15 protein-coding genes are annotated in these 16,588 nt (G+C 45.7%); 6 read left to right on the top strand and 9 right to left on the bottom strand.

What is annotated here, in order from left to right:
• Window positions 1-4: 4 nt before the first annotated feature.
• The 3 genes from FTD44_RS07380 (at window position 5) to FTD44_RS07370 (ending at window position 6,151) form a co-directional block, all read left to right on the top strand.
• Window positions 5-3,253 (top strand): efflux RND transporter permease subunit, encoded by a 3,249-nt coding sequence (locus tag FTD44_RS07380; RefSeq protein ID WP_222165846.1) that lies wholly within the window; start codon window positions 5-7, stop codon window positions 3,251-3,253.
• On the top strand, window positions 3,246-4,682 hold the full coding sequence (locus tag FTD44_RS07375; protein ID WP_246625369.1) for a TolC family protein: 1,437 nt from the start codon (window positions 3,246-3,248) through the stop codon (window positions 4,680-4,682). Before FTD44_RS07380 ends, FTD44_RS07375 begins: the two co-directional genes overlap by 8 nt.
• 170 nt (window positions 4,683-4,852) lie before the next feature.
• Window positions 4,853-6,151 carry a chloride channel protein gene (locus tag FTD44_RS07370; RefSeq protein WP_222165844.1) on the top strand — a complete coding sequence of 433 codons (1,299 nt, stop codon included), beginning with the start codon at window positions 4,853-4,855 and terminating at the stop codon, window positions 6,149-6,151.
• 17 nt (window positions 6,152-6,168) lie between these two features.
• Here FTD44_RS07370 and FTD44_RS07365 read toward each other — a convergent pair whose 3' ends face one another.
• Both FTD44_RS07365 and FTD44_RS07360 read right to left on the bottom strand, forming a co-directional pair.
• Window positions 6,169-7,020, bottom strand: coding sequence for a VOC family protein (locus FTD44_RS07365; protein ID WP_222165843.1), 852 nt, complete (start codon window positions 7,018-7,020; stop codon window positions 6,169-6,171).
• A gap of 44 nt (window positions 7,021-7,064) precedes the next feature.
• Window positions 7,065-7,559, bottom strand: coding sequence for a DinB family protein (locus tag FTD44_RS07360; RefSeq protein WP_222165842.1), 495 nt, complete (start codon window positions 7,557-7,559; stop codon window positions 7,065-7,067).
• Between the two features lie 244 nt (window positions 7,560-7,803).
• On the opposite strand from FTD44_RS07360, the gene FTD44_RS07355 reads away from it, so the two are divergent.
• From FTD44_RS07355 to FTD44_RS07345, 3 genes are all read left to right on the top strand, one after another.
• Window positions 7,804-8,199, top strand: coding sequence for a hypothetical protein (locus FTD44_RS07355; RefSeq protein ID WP_222165841.1), 396 nt, complete (start codon window positions 7,804-7,806; stop codon window positions 8,197-8,199).
• 76 nt (window positions 8,200-8,275) lie between these two features.
• The gene (locus tag FTD44_RS07350) at window positions 8,276-9,460 is read left to right on the top strand and encodes a TlpA family protein disulfide reductase (protein WP_222165840.1); all 1,185 of its coding nucleotides are present in this window, start codon (window positions 8,276-8,278) and stop codon (window positions 9,458-9,460) included.
• Window positions 9,461-9,558: 98 nt separating this feature from the next.
• Window positions 9,559-10,569: a helix-turn-helix transcriptional regulator gene (locus FTD44_RS07345; protein ID WP_222165839.1), complete on the top strand. Its 1,011-nt coding sequence runs from the start codon at window positions 9,559-9,561 to the stop codon at window positions 10,567-10,569.
• A 54-nt stretch (window positions 10,570-10,623) separates the two neighbouring features.
• Here the strand turns inward: FTD44_RS07345 and FTD44_RS07340 are convergent, their stop codons facing one another.
• The 7 genes from FTD44_RS07340 to thiC form a co-directional block, all read right to left on the bottom strand.
• On the bottom strand, window positions 10,624-10,830 hold the full coding sequence (locus tag FTD44_RS07340; RefSeq protein WP_129020424.1) for a hypothetical protein: 207 nt from the start codon (window positions 10,828-10,830) through the stop codon (window positions 10,624-10,626).
• A 67-nt stretch (window positions 10,831-10,897) separates the two neighbouring features.
• On the bottom strand, window positions 10,898-11,617 hold the full coding sequence (locus tag FTD44_RS07335; protein ID WP_222165838.1) for a HesA/MoeB/ThiF family protein: 720 nt from the start codon (window positions 11,615-11,617) through the stop codon (window positions 10,898-10,900).
• 12 nt (window positions 11,618-11,629) lie between these two features.
• Window positions 11,630-12,748, bottom strand: coding sequence for a 2-iminoacetate synthase ThiH (gene thiH, locus FTD44_RS07330; protein WP_222165837.1), 1,119 nt, complete (start codon window positions 12,746-12,748; stop codon window positions 11,630-11,632).
• 3 nt (window positions 12,749-12,751) lie between these two features.
• Window positions 12,752-13,519 (bottom strand): thiazole synthase, encoded by a 768-nt coding sequence (locus tag FTD44_RS07325; protein ID WP_222165836.1) that lies wholly within the window; start codon window positions 13,517-13,519, stop codon window positions 12,752-12,754.
• Window positions 13,507-14,133, bottom strand: a complete 627-nt coding sequence (locus FTD44_RS07320; RefSeq protein WP_222165835.1) for a thiamine phosphate synthase — start codon at window positions 14,131-14,133, stop codon at window positions 13,507-13,509. Before FTD44_RS07320 ends, FTD44_RS07325 begins: the two co-directional genes overlap by 13 nt.
• 2 nt (window positions 14,134-14,135) lie before the next feature.
• On the bottom strand, window positions 14,136-14,723 hold the full coding sequence (locus FTD44_RS07315; protein ID WP_222165834.1) for a thiamine phosphate synthase: 588 nt from the start codon (window positions 14,721-14,723) through the stop codon (window positions 14,136-14,138).
• Window positions 14,724-14,735: 12 nt separating this feature from the next.
• A complete protein-coding gene (thiC, locus tag FTD44_RS07310) occupies window positions 14,736-16,553 on the bottom strand; it encodes a phosphomethylpyrimidine synthase ThiC (RefSeq protein WP_222165833.1) in 1,818 nt (605 codons plus the stop codon).
• Window positions 16,554-16,588 lie beyond the last annotated feature (35 nt).

Here is a 16,588-nt window from a genome sequence, read left to right as displayed (position 1 = left end):
TTAAATGTTCCAGAAATTCATAAAAAGACCCGTACTGGCTATCATCATGTCAGTGGTCATTGTCTTTATGGGCCTTCTGGCCATAGAGACGCTTCCTATATCACAGTTTCCGTCTATCGCGCCACCTGTGGTTGTAGTAAATATCGCTTATCCCGGGGCCAGTGCCAATGTACTGGTAGAGTCTGTACTGATCCCGATGGAGAAAGCCATTAACGGTGCACCGGGTATGAAATACCTGACCTCAGATGCCACCAGTGCCGGTGAGGCAACTATCCAGGTTGTATTTGACCTAGGTACCGATCCAAACCAGGCGGTAGTAAATGTAAAGAACAGGATTGAACAGGTAACCAACCGCCTGCCACCACTGGTGCAGCGCGAGGGTTTAGTGATCAGTTACACCTCTCCCAACATGCTGATGTATGTGAATGTGTACAGTAAAGACCCTAAAGCCGATCAGAAGTTCCTGTACAACTTTGCCAATGTAAACCTCATCCCCGAGATCAGTCGTCTGAAAGGGGTAGGTAGTGCCAAGATCCTGGGTAGCCGTCAGTATGCCATGCGTATATGGCTGAAACCGGACCGTATGCGTGCCTATAATGTATCTACCGAAGAGGTCATGGAATCATTAGCCCAGCAGAGTATCATCGGTTCCCCGGGACGTCTGGGACAGGCCACCGGTAAGCGATCACAGGCACTGGAATATGTACTGACCTACAAAGGCCGGTATAATAAACCGGAAGAGTATGAAAATGTAATTATCCGTGCAAACCCCGATGGGGAGATCCTGCACCTGAAAGATGTGGCTGAAGTAGAGCTGGGCTCTGAATTCTACGATATCTATTCCAACATGGACGGACATCCTTCAGCAGCCATTACCCTGAAACAAACTTACGGAAGTAATGCGAGTGATGTAATCAAAGAAGTGAAAGCAAAACTGGATGAGATCAAAGAAAGCTCCTTCCCTCCGGGAATGGATTATGAGATCAGCTATGATGTATCGCACTTCCTCGATGCCTCTATCGAAAAGGTAATCCATACCCTGGTCGAGGCCTTTATACTGGTGGCGATTGTGGTATTCCTGTTCCTGGGCGACTGGCGTTCTACACTGATCCCGACGCTGGCGGTGCCGGTATCGCTCATTGGTGCCTTTATGTTTATGCAGTTGTTCGGACTCACGATTAACCTCATCACGCTGTTTGCCCTTGTACTGGCAATCGGTGTCGTGGTCGATGATGCGATCGTCGTCGTTGAGGCAGTGCATGCCAAGATGGAGGAGGAGCACCTCCCACCATTCAAAGCGGTTAAGAAAGTAATCGGAGAGATCAGCGGTGCCGTAATTGCGATTACCTTACTGATGACGGCAGTATTCATTCCCGTAGCCTTTATGTCTGGTCCGGTAGGTATCTTCTACCGACAGTTCTCCATCACTATGGCTTGCTCTATCGTGATCTCCGGCTTTGTGGCACTGACCCTCACACCGGTATTATGTGCTATGATCCTTAAAAACAATCATGGACAGCCAAAACGAAAGACTCCGATAGATAAATTCCTGGATGCATTTAACCGTGGCTTTGAAAAGCTGACCGGAAAGTATACCGGCTTACTGAATAAAATTGTGAACCGCAGACTGGTTACATTCGGATTACTGATTGTATTCAGCCTGGGTATTTTAGGTGTTAATAAAGTATTGCCCACGGGTTTCATTCCGAATGAAGATCAGGGTATGATCTACGCGATCATCCAAACCCCTCCGGGCTCTACCCTGGAACGGACCAATGATGTAGCGCGTGAATTGCAGGACCTGGCGAAGAAAGTAGAAGGCGTACAATCAGTTTCTGCACTGGCAGGATATGAGGTACTGACCGAAGGGCGCGGTTCCAATGCCGGTACCTGTATTATCAACCTTAAAGACTGGGCAGACCGTAAACATTCAGTAAAAGAGATCATTGAAGAACTGGAAGAAAAATCTCATGAGATACCGGGTGCAACGATAGAATTCTTCGGGCCTCCGGCCGTTCCGGGCTATGGTGCTGCAGGTGGTTTCTCCCTGCGTTTGCTGGACAAGAGCAATACCGGTGACTACAAAGCGCTGGAGCAGATCAACAATCAATTTATGGCTGCGCTGGGCAAGCGTAAAGAGCTGACCGGTTTATTTACATTCTTCAGTGCCAACTATCCTCAGTATGAATTGCAGATCGACAACGAGGCTGCTATGCAGAAAGGGGTGTCGATCGAACGTGCGATGGATAACCTGTCTATCCTGATCGGTAGTACCTATGAGCTGGGCTTTATCCGCTTCGGTACCTTCTACAGGGTGTATGTACAGGCCGGACCGGAATACCGTCGCCTGCCGGAAGATGTACTGAACTTATATGTAAAGAACAATCGTGATGAAATGGTGCCTTATTCTGCCTTTATGAAAATGGTAAAAACCCATGGTCTGAATGAGATTACCCGTTACAATATGTACCCATCCTCTGCGATCAGGGGTGAACCCGCAAAAGGGTATAGTAGTGGTGAGGCGATTCAGGCAATTGAAGAAGTTGCTGCAAAAACCCTCCCTCGCGGCTATGGTATTGACTGGGAAGGTCTGACCAAAGATGAAGTAGGCCGTGGTAATGAGGCACTCTATATTTTCCTGATCGTACTGATCTTCGTATACATGGTACTGGCTGCACAATATGAAAGCTTCATTTTGCCTTTCTCAGTTGTGCTCTCTTTACCGGCCGGTATCTTCGGTTCATTTATGCTGCTGAAAGCAATGGGACTGGCCAATGATATTTATGCACAGGTCGGATTAGTAATGCTCGTGGGTCTGTTGGGTAAGAATGCCGTACTGATTGTAGAGTTTGCCGTACAGAAACAGCGTGAGGGAATGACGGTACTGGATGCGGCCATCGAAGGGGCCAAAGTACGTTTCCGTCCTATCCTCATGACTTCATTTGCCTTTATCGCCGGTCTTATTCCGCTGGTATTTGCGCATGGTCCTGGTGCCCTGGGTAACCGTACAATCGGTACCGCAGCAGCAGGTGGTATGTTGTTTGGTACCATCTTCGGAGTAATCATCGTACCGGGACTTTATTTTGTATTCGGCACCATTGCATCTAAACGCAAGCTGATACGCGATGAGGACGAAAACCCGCTGACAGAGGATTTTGTGCAATCGAAAAAGAAAAAGAAAAAACTGCTGCTCAAACTGTTTAAAAGCAGAACGGATAATTCTATAACGGATAAAAATGATCAAAATGACTAAACAGCGCATATATACATGGGCAGCGCTTGCAGGAATAGCAGTGGCATACAGTTCCTGCTCTATTCCGGCTATCGTCTCCCGGCAGGAAAATAAAGCAGTACCAGAGGCATATACAGCAGGTAGTACTGATAGTACGAATACGGCCAGCATCAACTGGAGAGATTATTTTGCTGATCCTTACCTGGCTGCACTGATCGACACTGCGCTGGATCGTAACCAGGAACTGAACATTACATTACAGGAGATTGAGATCGCCCGTAACGAGGTACGCATCCGTAAGGGAGAATACCTTCCTTCTGTAGGAATCGGTGCCGGTGCCGGAGTAGATAAGGTGGCACGATACACCAATATCGGTGCCAGCGAAGCCACTACGGATATCAAGCCCGGAAAGGCTATGCCCGAACCTTTGGGCGATTTTAAAATTGCAGCATATGCAACCTGGGAGGTGGATATATGGCATAAATTACGCAATGCAAAAAAGGCCGCTGCACAGCGATACCTCTCTACCATAGAAGGTAAGAATTTTGTAGTGACCAATCTCGTAGCAGAAATTGCAAATGCTTACTACGAATTACTGGCTCTGGACAATCAGTTATCCATCATTCAGCAGAATATCGATATCCAGAGCGATGCCTTGGAGATTGTAAAGCTGCAGAAGGAGGCTACACGGGTTACAGAGCTGGCGGTTCGTAAATTTGAAGCAGAGGTGGCCAAGACGAAAAGCCTGCAGTACGGCATTCGCCAGCAGATCACCGAAACAGAGAACAGGATCAATTTCCTGCTGGGCCGCTATCCGCAACCGATTGTAAGAAACAAAGCTTCTTTCGGAGCTACCATGCCTCAAATGGTACAGAGCGGTATCCCGTCACAGTTGCTGGCCAACCGGCCGGACATCCGCCAGGCAGAGCTGCAGCTGTCTGCGGCTAAACTGGATGTAAAGGTTGCCCGTGCGGAGTTCTACCCTTCACTGGGCATCACAGCTTCTGTAGGGTATCAGGCCTTCAACCCGGCGTACCTGATCAAAAGTCCCGAGTCTCTTCTGTATTCGCTGGCAGGAGATCTTGTAGCACCGCTTATTAATCGTAATGCCATTAAAGCGCATTATTATATGGCTAATGCCAGACAGATACAAACAGTATATAACTACGAACGTACGGTACTGAATGCCTATCTCGAGGTAGTCAACCAGATGAGCAATATTCATAACCTGGAGCAGAGCTATGACCTGAAGAATAAGCAGGTAAAGGCTTTGACGGAGTCTATCGACATTTCCAACGAGCTCTTCAAATCTGCAAGAGCCGATTATATGGAGGTCTTAATGACACAGAGAGATGCGCTGGAGTCGAGATTTGAACTGATCGAAACCCGCAAGCAACAGATGAATGCGCTGGTACATATTTACCAGGCATTGGGTGGCGGCTGGCGTTAGCCTCGCCCGCAACCGGTTTAAAAGTTCCGCATGTTATACATGCGGAACTTTTTTCATATCAAACAGAAATGAAACGTTAAGCAACTTTCTTTTTATCGGACGAGGCCAATTTATACCTAACTTTGCAGTCCCTTCACGTGATACTTAAATCACTGCTTTATTCTTCGGCTATGCGTAAAAAGATTCTTTTATACCATTACACAAGGTTATTTACAGTCTCCCTGTTTATAGGTCTGGTATGTGCAATACTGGCAGAATCGCTCAAGCGGCTTACCGAGCATACAGAACATTTTATGTATAACCGGATTGAACAGACCGAGCCTCTGCTCCTGTTCATTCTCCCATCTGTGGGCATTACCATCATTTATTTTCTCCGGAAATATCTATTTAAAAACAGGAAGAATAAAGGTATTACGGAAATATACAAAACGCTGGATCAGCGCAAAGATCACCTTCCTCTATTTAAAATTCCCTCTCACTATATCAATGGTTTTCTTACAGTCATTTTTGGTGGATCGACCGGTATAGAAGTCTCTACTGTTGTCGCTACTGCTACGGTAGGCAATGCCGCTTATGAAAGAGGACATACCGCATTCGCCTATAAAAAAGAGTTGGTTTGTGCGGGCGTAGCCGCTGGTGTGGCGGTGTTGTTTGGCAGCCCATTAGCAGGTTGGCTATTTGCCCTTGAAGTGATCGCGAGAAAGGTGAACAAGACAATCCTGATCAGCTGTACAGCTGCTGCGCTGGTAGCGGGTTTATGGGTACATTTCTTCGATGCAGTACCTTTATTACCCTTTGCCGTAAATACCTGGAAAGTAACTTCAGTTCCTTTTTACATTATCCTGGGGGCCCTCGGCGGATTGCTGGCCGTATACACCACCATACTGGTGATCAGGGTTAAAGAGCTGTTTGCCTCAATACACAATAACTTCATCCGGGTAAACCTGGGTGCCCTTATGGTAGGCTCTATGATCTATAGTCTACCCTATCTCTTCGGTGATAGCTATCATGGATTGAAAGAGGTATTGAATACTGTAACTACTAGCAGCTTCGACCTTTCTTTCTTATGGATTATATTATTACTGGTGATCCTGAAACCGGTGGCCGCTTCACTGACACTGGGTGCCGGTGGCGATGGTGGCGTGTTTGCTCCAAGCATTGTGGCCGGCTCATTCCTGGGTATTTTGTTTGCGATATGCTGTAATTATTTGCTGGGTACGCAGCTCGTATTACTCAACTTTGCATTGGTGGGTGCAGCGGCTACACTTGCCGCGGCTATTCATGCACCGCTTACTTCATTATTCCTGGTGTGCAGCCTGGTACCTAACGGGTATCATCTTTTTGTCCCTGTGCTGCTGGGCAGTTATGTGGGTAAAATATGTGCGGCAAAAATATTGCCCTATAATGTGTACACCTACCATCTTTCTGCTGCGAAAAATGAAGTGCCAGTGATTACAGGGCAATCATAAATAATATCAATCCACGCTTATGCTTCAGCGTAAGCTGCTTCGAGGTCGGCGATAATGATCTTTCTCATTTTCATCATGGCCTGCATCACCCTTCCCGCTTTTTCACGATCCGGATCGGCCATCAGTTCCAGCAGGCGTGCCGGTGTGATCTGCCAGCTGATGCCATAGCGATCTTTCAGCCAGCCACACATGCTTTCTTCCCCTTCGCTGGTAAAGGTATTCCAGTAGTAGTCGGTCTCTTCCTGGTCCTTAGTGGTCACTACAATAGATATACCTTCATCGAACTGTACACCATGGTCCATAGAGCTATCCATACCCATCAGCATATAGTCATTGATATAAAACTGTGCATGGGCCACATTGCCTGGAGTATCGTCTCCACCCTCCTCATATTTCATAACACCGTCAATTTTTGAGTTAGGAAAAACGCGGGTGTAATATTCCATCGCCTCTACACACTTCCCATTATTGACCCCGGTAAACATCAGTGTAGGTACGAATTTCTGTGGTGCTCCGGCACCCAGGTATAATTGCCAGGATACCCCGAACTGATCTTCCAGCCAGCCATATTTTTCAGACCAGGGATATTTAGCCAGTTCCATCATGATCTTTCCATCCTTAGACAGTCTTGCCCAATAGCGGTCCAGCTCTTCGGCGGTTTCACACATCACCATAAAAGATATGCTGAAATTAGGTTTGAAGTTCGGACCTGCATCCAGTAGCATAAAGGTGCAGTCCGCAGCTTCCCAGGTCACTACCATACCACTGTCATGGGTCACTTTGGCCCTGTCAAAAGTTTCGGCATAGTATTTTCCTGCTTCGCTTCCCCTGCCATTAAACCAGATGCAGGGATAAATATTTTTGTTCATAGTATTGTATTATAATAATGTGAGGTAATAATATAAAATAAACTCTAGAAACTTTGCAGATCGGCCGTAGGTCCGTAACTCTTTGGCAATTCAATATCATTGAGGCGATAGTATACACCCAACTGCGCGCGATGGTGGGTCACCTGGTTCAGCGAGTGCCTTATGGCATCATATTTATTCCAGCTGGCCAGTACATTATCACCATATTTTAAAGCCCAGTCCGGGTTCAGGTCTTCTTCAGATGCCTTATTCAGTGCCGCGATACTTTTATCATAGTGCTCCCGCATTTTGGTCAACAGTTCATCAGGGGTAGACAAGATTTGTGGTCGCTCTCCGGCACCGATATCCAGGTCATTTGTTTCCAGCATGACACCCGGCCAGGAGAAGATCTCCGCTATATGTGTAGCAAGGTGTCCTAGCTTCATACTTTTCTCGTGTGGTGCATAATCGTTTTTTCCCTCGGGGTATATGCGGAAGAAATTTTGTGTGGTGTGGTATTCATGTTCCAGTTCATTCCGCAATTGTTGCAGTGTGTCCATAAGTATACTATTTAGAGGTTAGAGAGAACATACAAGTTACACTTTTTAATATATCAACACTTCAGGGCACACAGAATTTCATGTTAAAATCATAGTAGCAATAAAGAATAGGTAAAGCAAATTCGCTTTCAATTACTTATATAAAAAATGCACATATTAACATTCGGATAAAGATTTATTTGCTCCGGTTCTCAATGTTGGCAATTATTTTTGGATCATTCTTTAACCTTTAAATTCCATTTTTATGAAAAAAATCGCATTCATCTTCGTGATGTTATTCAGCTTTTTGGCTATTCATTCTGTAAAAGTAAGTGCTGCTGGTTGTACTGCAACTTGCAAATTTTCCACATGCACGATTGGCAACTGTGCTGGTCAATATGCCTGCGGCTGTTATTTTGGGTTGGCCTTTTGCAAGTGTGAAGACACAAAAAACACTTCTACAAAAAAAATGGACAATATCGGGATTGAAGACTTCCAGAAATATGCACAAGCGATGCGTAATCCTGCACTTATCAATTTAGGCAACATCCTGGGTATGACGACTCCTGAAAATTTTGACGCGATGTTTGAAATGTATCAATCTGCAATCGAGTCATTAAGTTCCGAAGATTTAGCATTGCTAAATGCATATTTAGGATAACCTTCCATAATCTCGAAAAGTGTTCTCTAAACTATTAGTAGAACACTTTATATTATAAAAAAGCATCCGTATTAAAATGAAAAAAGTAGGTTTATTCTTATTGTTATCAATAATCACTCAAACAACATTTGCTGCTAAAATTTTAGGCCACATGGCACCAGCCGAGGGTTGGCAAAATACAATATACTTAACAGAAGTATCAAGTTATAAGTACTTCAGATCAGGTAGTAGTGATGTGGTAATAGATTCATATCAACTTGACAAAAAGAATAATTTCAAATTTGACAACTTAAAAGAACATACAATTTATAAGCTATCTGTAAAGCCGGAAGGTCAACAAACTGGATTATTAATACAAGATGGGAAAAGAGATAATTATGCATTTGTTATAACAGGAAATAAAGAATCTACTGTTGCAATTAATGCTGAACTATCAAAGCTGTATTTGAGCTATTCGATCATTTCTTCAAATGCTGATTTATCTAAAACAAATGATAATATCCTGAATCTACGTACAATGCAGATGCCGATATATAGAAAAATGAATAGCCTTGATGCTGAACCTTTGAAAACATTGCAAGACCCCGAAAAGATCGCAGAATATCAATTAGGATTAGTAAGAGAAGCAAAAAAGACTACAGAAAACACGAATAAATTACTATTGTCTTTCATATTGAAGGAAACAAATCCAAATTTACTTTTAATCGGAAGCGGTTTATATCAAGTGGAATTTGCATCAAATAAAGATAATGACCTGATTTCAGCTCACTTAGCAACTATTAATAAGGATAATCAAAATATGATTTTAAATTCGGTAATAGATGTGTTGAAAAAAAGTAGAAGAGAAATCAAGTCGGATTTTTTGTTTGATCGTTCCTATATGTTGATGGAGGGCAAAAATTTCAATTTCCTGAGTCCGCATATTCCCTCAAAATTCATTCTGCTGGATTTTTGGGCATCCTGGTGCAGCCCTTGCCGGAAAAGCATTAAAACAGATCTCCCATACCTCAGTAAAAAGTACACGCCCCAGCAGCTACAGATTATTGGTGTGGTGGTGAAAGACAAATTCCAGCCAGCTGAAAAAGCGATAAAAGCGGATAAAAACACATACCCGCAGATTTACGATCAGGACAAATTTTTAGATCAGTATTTTGAAATTGAAGGCATTCCCTATTTTGTACTGATCAATCAGGAAACGCAGGAGGTAAAAGCATTTCAGCTACTTACGGAGCTGGATGAATATTTAACACAGGAACTTTAAGAAGGTAAAGAAAAGGGCACCAACTTTACTACGCAAACATATTGCGCAATTAATTGTTTTGCTGCACCAATAATTTTACCTTAGCGCAAATCCTTTTTATGGCGATTAATAAACTGGCCCTGATCCGCTACCGGGCGATTGATAAATGCCTACGCAACCGTTACCGTAAATGGGCGCTGGAAGACCTGATCGAAAAGGTATCGGAAGCATTATATGATTATGAAGGAATTGAGTCGGGCATCAGTAAGCGTACTATTCAGGCCGATATACAACTGATGCGCAGTGATAAACTGGGTTATAATGCACCGATCATTGTACAGGACCGCAAATACTATGCATACGAGGATCCGAATTTCAGCATCAATCATACTAAAATAACGGATACCGACCTGGATAAGATGTCGGAGATTGTAAGTGTGCTGCGCCAGATGAATGGCTTTGATTATTTTGATGACATGACAGACATCATTGCCCGGTTGGAAAATTCATTGCGGAAGACGACCGACAAATCGGACAATTATATTCAGCTGGAAGGCAATGTACTGGTCAAGGGGATTCAGCATATAACTCCGCTCTACCAGGCCATTCGCAAGAGAGTGCCCCTGCTGATTAATTACCGTTCTTTTAAAGCGAAGGAGGCGAGGGCTTCGGTATATCATCCTTACCTGCTTAAAGAATACCGCAATCGCTGGTTCCTGATCTGCAAACCACAGAAAGGCACTTCACTCCTCACCCTTGCGCTGGATAGGATCATTGATTTTATGGAAATGAATCCGAAAGACTTTGTACCCTACACCGGTGTGGGTTTTGATCGCTATTTTGAAGATACCATCGGGGTCACTAAAGACATTAAAAGCCGGGCTCAGAAAGTAATACTCTGGGTTAATAAATACAATGTACCCTATGTATTAACCAAGCCGATACACCACTCGCAGCAGGTCATTAAAGAAGAGGAAGGCGGTACTATCATCCGACTGGACGTCACCCTCAACTTTGAACTGGAGCGGGAATTACTGGGCTTCGGAGAATGTATAAAAGTACTGGGCCCTAAAAAGCTACAGCAAACGATTGCCAAAAGACTGCAGCAGGCTGCCGGCAGCTATCTGTAGAACATTCCCAAACTGTAAAAAAGAGACTACATGATTATGTAGCCTCTTTTTTAATTACTGATGATCTTCAATCACCTTTCTGCTGTTCAGGTACAACATAGATACCAGGTACAACAGTCCCATGCTCATCAGGGCGGCAGAAACTTTCCAGAAGTCACTGTTGCGCAGCAGTCCCGGAACAATATTAATCACCAGTAACAGGGCCAGTACAGCAGCCATGGCCATACCGATCCATTTATATTCTTTATGTAATGCTTTCATCACGCAATTATTTTTTTGCAAGGTACAAAGCCTGGGCTGAATAATACGGACATTAACATTTATGACATTAAAAAGTGATCTTTCGGAACGTCCAGTGCAGGGTATTAAAGATCAGCAATTGGTTGTGCAATACCGGCAGACCGGTAAGCAATTTCAAGGCTTCTTGTGCCATCATCGTACCGATAATACCGGGTAGTGTACCCAATACGCCATTCTCTCCGCAATTGGGCACCAGTTCTGCCGGTGGCGGCTCGGGAAAAAGCATTCCCAAATGCTTACCGCCATTATGATTGAACACGGCCACCTGTCCTTCAAAACCCAGTATGCTGCCATATACCAATGGCTTATCCTCTGCGACACAGGTATCATTGACCAGGTAGCGGGTGGCAAAATTATCGGATCCATCTATAACCAGGTCATAGTCCGATATAATATCCGTTGCATTTCCAGTACTGATCGCTTCTTCATGAATGTGATACTGTATCGTACTGTTCAGCTGCTGCAGCCCTTCAAGCGCACTCTGAGCTTTGGATGCTGCGACCAAAGATTCGCGGTGCAGGATCTGACGGTGCAGATTATGTATGGCTACTGTATCATGGTCTGCAATGCCCAGTGTACCTATGCCTGCTCCGGCAAGGTATAATAATACCGGGCTGCCAAGCCCACCGGCACCGATCACCAGCACTTTAGCTTCCTGCAACTTCAGTTGCCCGTTTATACCGATCTCCGGTACGATGATCTGGCGATGATAGCGCTGGTAGTTTTCTTTTGTGATTTTAAGATTCATCTGTATACATTATTAGGTAAATACCGGATCCCAGTCCTTCCATACAGGATCATAACCTGCTTGCTGTATCAAGGCTCTGATCTCGGATACCGGCCGCTCATCGCTGGTTTCAAACTGCATGAGGGATTGCGGATCTACCGTATACCCGCCGGGATTGGTTTTGGAACCGGCGCTCATGCTGGTTATACCCAGGCCAATGGCATGATTCCGGAAATGTTCCCGTTCTCTTGTGGAGAGTGAAAGTTCCAGATCGGGATTCCAGAGCCGATAGGCACAGATCAGCTGCAACAGATCCTTATCTTCCATAATAAAATTAGGTTCTATGACACCCTCTGCTGGCCGCAGTCGCGGAAAGGAAACGGAGTATTTACTCTGCCAGTACGTTCTTTGCAGGTAATCGATATGCAGTGCGTTGAAGAAGCTATCGGTACGCCAGTCCTCAAGACCCAGCAGTACGCCCAGCCCCATTTTATGAATGCCCGCACGACCTATACGATCAGGTGTATCCAGCCGGTAATCAAAGTTTGACTTCTTCCCTTTGGGATGATATTGCTTGTATACCTCTCTGTGGTAGGTCTCCTGGTACACGAGAATTGCCTGAACTCCGGCTTGATGCAGTAATCGATACGCCTCTTCCTCCAATGGCTGTACCTCCATAGAGATATGAGCAAACTGTGTTTTCAGCTGTTCAATAGCCTGCAGAAAATACAGCATTCCTACTGCTTTATTGGCCTCTCCGGTCACCAGCAACACATGTTCAAATCCCATTTCTTTCAGGGCATTTGCCTCTGCGTTCATTTCGTGCGTACTCAGTGTTTTACGCCGGATGCCATTATCCATACTGAAACCGCAATAGGTACAGATATTCTGACATTCATTACTCAGATACATAGGTGCATACAGCTGGATCGTCTTACCGAAACGCTGTTGGGTAAGCCTCTGGCTCTGCACGGCCATCTGCTCCAGGTAAGGTTTTGCAGCTGGTGATATGAGCGCCATAAAATCATCGATACTGCGGCGTTCCAGCTGCAATGCACGGATCACATCCGACTCGGTCTTACTGTAAATCTGCTCCTGTACCTGATCCCACTCATAGCGGTCCATTACTGAACGAAAGTCTTTTGTATACATACATTAATCCAGGAAAGCGGTTAAAGGACTGGAAGCCGTGGCGACCTGAGCAACAGGGGCCAGTCTGGCTTCATAAGCATTACGGCCCGCCTGTACGGCATCTTTAAATGCAGCAGCCATTCTTTCCGGATCACCGGCTATAGCAATGGCTGTATTGACCAGCACTGCATCAGCTCCCAGTTCCATAGCTTTAGCGGCATCTGAAGGTGCACCTATTCCGGCATCTACAATTACCGGAACGTTACTTTGTTCGATAATGATCTCCAGGAAGTCTATAGTCTTTAAACCTTTATTACTCCCTATCGGTGAGCCTAAGGGCATGACCGCCGCTACACCAGCAGATTCCAGGTGTTTACACAAAACCGGATCGGCATGTATATACGGTAAAATGAGAAAGCCCATTTTAGCCAGCGCTTCAGCTGCTTTCAACGTTTCTATCGGGTCGGGCAATAAGTATTTGGGATCGGGATGTATCTCCAGTTTAAGCCAGTTGGTCTCCAGTGCCTCTCTTGCCAGTTTTGCGGCCAGTATCGCTTCTTTAGCATTGCGTGCACCAGAGGTATTGGGCAGTAAATGGATATGATCATGCTGCAGATGCGATAAGATCGGATCTTGCTTTTGCTGCAGGTCTACACGCCTGAGGGCGACGGTAACCATTTCTGTTTCCGCAGCCAGTACCGCAGCTTCCATCTGTGCAGCCGAACCGAATTTTCCGGTGCCGAGAAACAACCGGGATTGAAATGCCTGTCCGGCAATATTTAATGTGGACATGTTGAATAATTTATAAGTTGCACAATTTCCGGCACGGCGGAATGGGTCAGTAAACCGGAGGCCGCAATGCCATATATACCTGTGTTCATCAGTGCGGGAATATCTTTTTGCTCAATACCCCCGATCGCAAAAACCGGTACAGGATTATGTTCTATGCTGTTCAGTATATTACGGTAACCTTCCAGCCCTAATACGGGGCTGAGCTTTTCTTTGGTTGTGGTAAAGCGATATGGCCCCAGTCCTATATAATCACAGCCTTCTGCAATACGTTGCTGCACATCGGCCAGTGTATTGGCCGTGCCCCCGATAATCTTGCCGGGCCCAAGTATAAGCCTGGCCTCTGCTACCGGCATATCTTCAAGACCCAGGTGTATACCATCCAGGTCCAGATCCAATGCCAGTTGTGTATGATCATTCAGGATAAAGGTGCAGGCATACTCCTGTTTCAGTACCAGCACCTGTTGCGCAAGCGCTTTCAGATCCTTTATGGGCGCCCCTTTCCAGCGCAGCTGTATCCAGGTACAACCCTCTTCCAGCACCTTTATTATATTCCGGTACTGATCAGAGGCTGTTGTACCCTGGGAGATATATTGCAGTTTGGGATAATCGATCATGTTCATTTGTTTAACGGATAAGCTAATAATTCTCTAAGGGTCTGCAACGGATCGGAAGCATACCACAAACCACCGGACACCGCAAAATCATCAAAGCCTTTGTGATCAATGTCGGATAGATTACCGGCATGAATGCCCCCAAGCGCCACCAGTGCAATACCTTGTTGCACACGAAGCGACACCTGATCCAGCAGGGATACCGGGCTTTTGTAGCCCGGCTTGGAAATACTCTCCAGTACCGGGCTGAGGAAGGCATAGGTATAGCCTTCATCCAGGCTGTTGAAAGTATTGATGTCATGTACAGAGGTAGCATAAGTATACTCCGGAAACAGGTCAACCTGTCCCGCTTCGGCTCGCAGATACTCTGGCACATGCAGCCGTTGAATGCCATACGCTTCTGCCAGCTCATGATGCTGATGCAATACCAGCCGGCTATGAAAATCTGCCGGTATCGCTTCCAGCCATCGCCGCATACATTCCCGTTCTATACCGGGTTTGCGTACATGCAGCAATTCCAGGCCTTCCTGAAAAAAGGCAGTGATCAGTCGCTCTTCTGAGGGCACATATAGCGGAAGCGTCACAGCGATCATAATATTGCAGGTTTATACGTATAAAGATTTACCGCTCTCAATGAATTTTTCAGACTGCTCTTTCAATCCTTTCTCTGCTGTATCCCTGATTTCCTGCGTAATCTTCATAGAACAGAACTTAGGTCCGCACATAGAGCAGAAGTGGGCCACTTTCGCGGCATCTGCCGGAAGGGTTTCATCATGGAACTCTCTTGCAGTGTCGGGATCAAGAGAGAGATTGAACTGGTCCTGCCAGCGGAACTCAAAGCGGGCTTTACTCAAAGCATTATCCCTGTATTGCGCACCGGGATGGCCTTTCGCCAGGTCGGCAGCATGTGCAGCCAGCTTATAAGTAATCACTCCATCTTTTACATCTTTTTTATTGGGTAAGCCCAGGTGTTCTTTCGGCGTTACATAACAGAGCATGGCACAACCATACCAGCCGATCATAGCGGCACCTATGGCAGAAGTAATGTGATCATAACCCGGAGCAATGTCTGTAGTCAGGGGCCCCAGTGTATAAAAAGGCGCTTCATCACAACACTCCAGCTGCTTGTCCATATTCTCTTTAATGAGGTTCATAGGCACATGGCCCGGCCCTTCAATCATTACCTGTACATCATGCTGCCAGGCGATCTTGGTCAGTTCTCCCAAAGTCTCCAGCTCTGCAAACTGTGCGGCATCATTGGCATCTGCAATCGCACCCGGACGTAAGCCATCTCCGAGCGAAAAGGCTACATCATATTCCTTCATAATTGCACAGATCTCTTCGAAGTGTGTATACAGGAAGTTTTCTTTATGATGGAACAGGCACCATTTGGCCATAATAGATCCCCCGCGGGAAACGATACCGGTTACACGATTTGCCGTCAGGTGTATGTACCGCAAGAGTACCCCGGCATGAATGGTAAAGTAAGAAACGCCCTGCTCTGCCTGCTCTATAAGGGTATCCCGAAAGATCTCCCAGGTCAGGTCCTCAGCCACACCTTTCACTTTTTCCAGTGCCTGGTAAATCGGCACCGTGCCGATCGGCACCGGACTGTTGCGGATAATCCATTCACGGGTTTCATGAATATTTTTACCGGTCGACAGATCCATAATGGTATCAGCACCCCAACGGCAAGCCCATACTGCTTTTTCTACTTCTTCTTCAATACTGGAGGTCACTGCACTATTACCGATATTAGCATTGATCTTAACCAGGAAGTTGCGACCGATAATCATCGGCTCACTTTCCGGGTGATTGATATTGTTCGGGATAATGGCACGACCGGCGGCGATCTCGTCCCGTACAAATTCCGGGGTAATTCTGTGCTTCGGGGTATTGGCACCGAAACTATTGCCGGGATGCTGGTGGTCCATACCTTTGGTCGCAGTAGCCAGCTGTTCTATACGCTGGTTTTCGCGTATCGCAACATATTCCATTTCGGGAGTAATGATGCCGTTCTTAGCATAGTGCAACTGGGTTACAATCTTTCCTGCTTTTCCTTTTACCGGCTGGTGCTGGTAAGCAAATCTCAGCTCCTCCAGTTTAGGATCAGCCCAGCGCTTGCGACTGTACTCAGAACTCATCTCCGGCAGCAGGTCTACATCATTACGATCCAGTATCCATTGCTCGCGGATACGCGGTAAGCCTTTACGGATATCGATTACCGCCTGCTCATCTGTATACGGACCAGAGGTATCATATACGGTAACCGGTGGATTATGCTCCAGACTGCCGTCACTGCGGCGGGTGTCATGCAGGGAGATTTCGCGCATGGCAACTTTGATGGGATGTAAGGCCCCGTCTACATAAATTTTCCTGGAGCCAGGAAATGGAGTACGTGATATACTTTCAGATTGCTGCATGAACAATACATTTTGATATGTGAATAAAATTGGAT

This window comes from Edaphocola aurantiacus (assembly GCF_019797745.1).
Taxonomy (GTDB): Bacteria; Bacteroidota; Bacteroidia; order Chitinophagales; family Chitinophagaceae; genus Edaphocola; species Edaphocola aurantiacus.
Note: the sequence above shows the minus strand (reverse complement) of the source record. Positions and strands in the feature narration are given on the sequence as shown.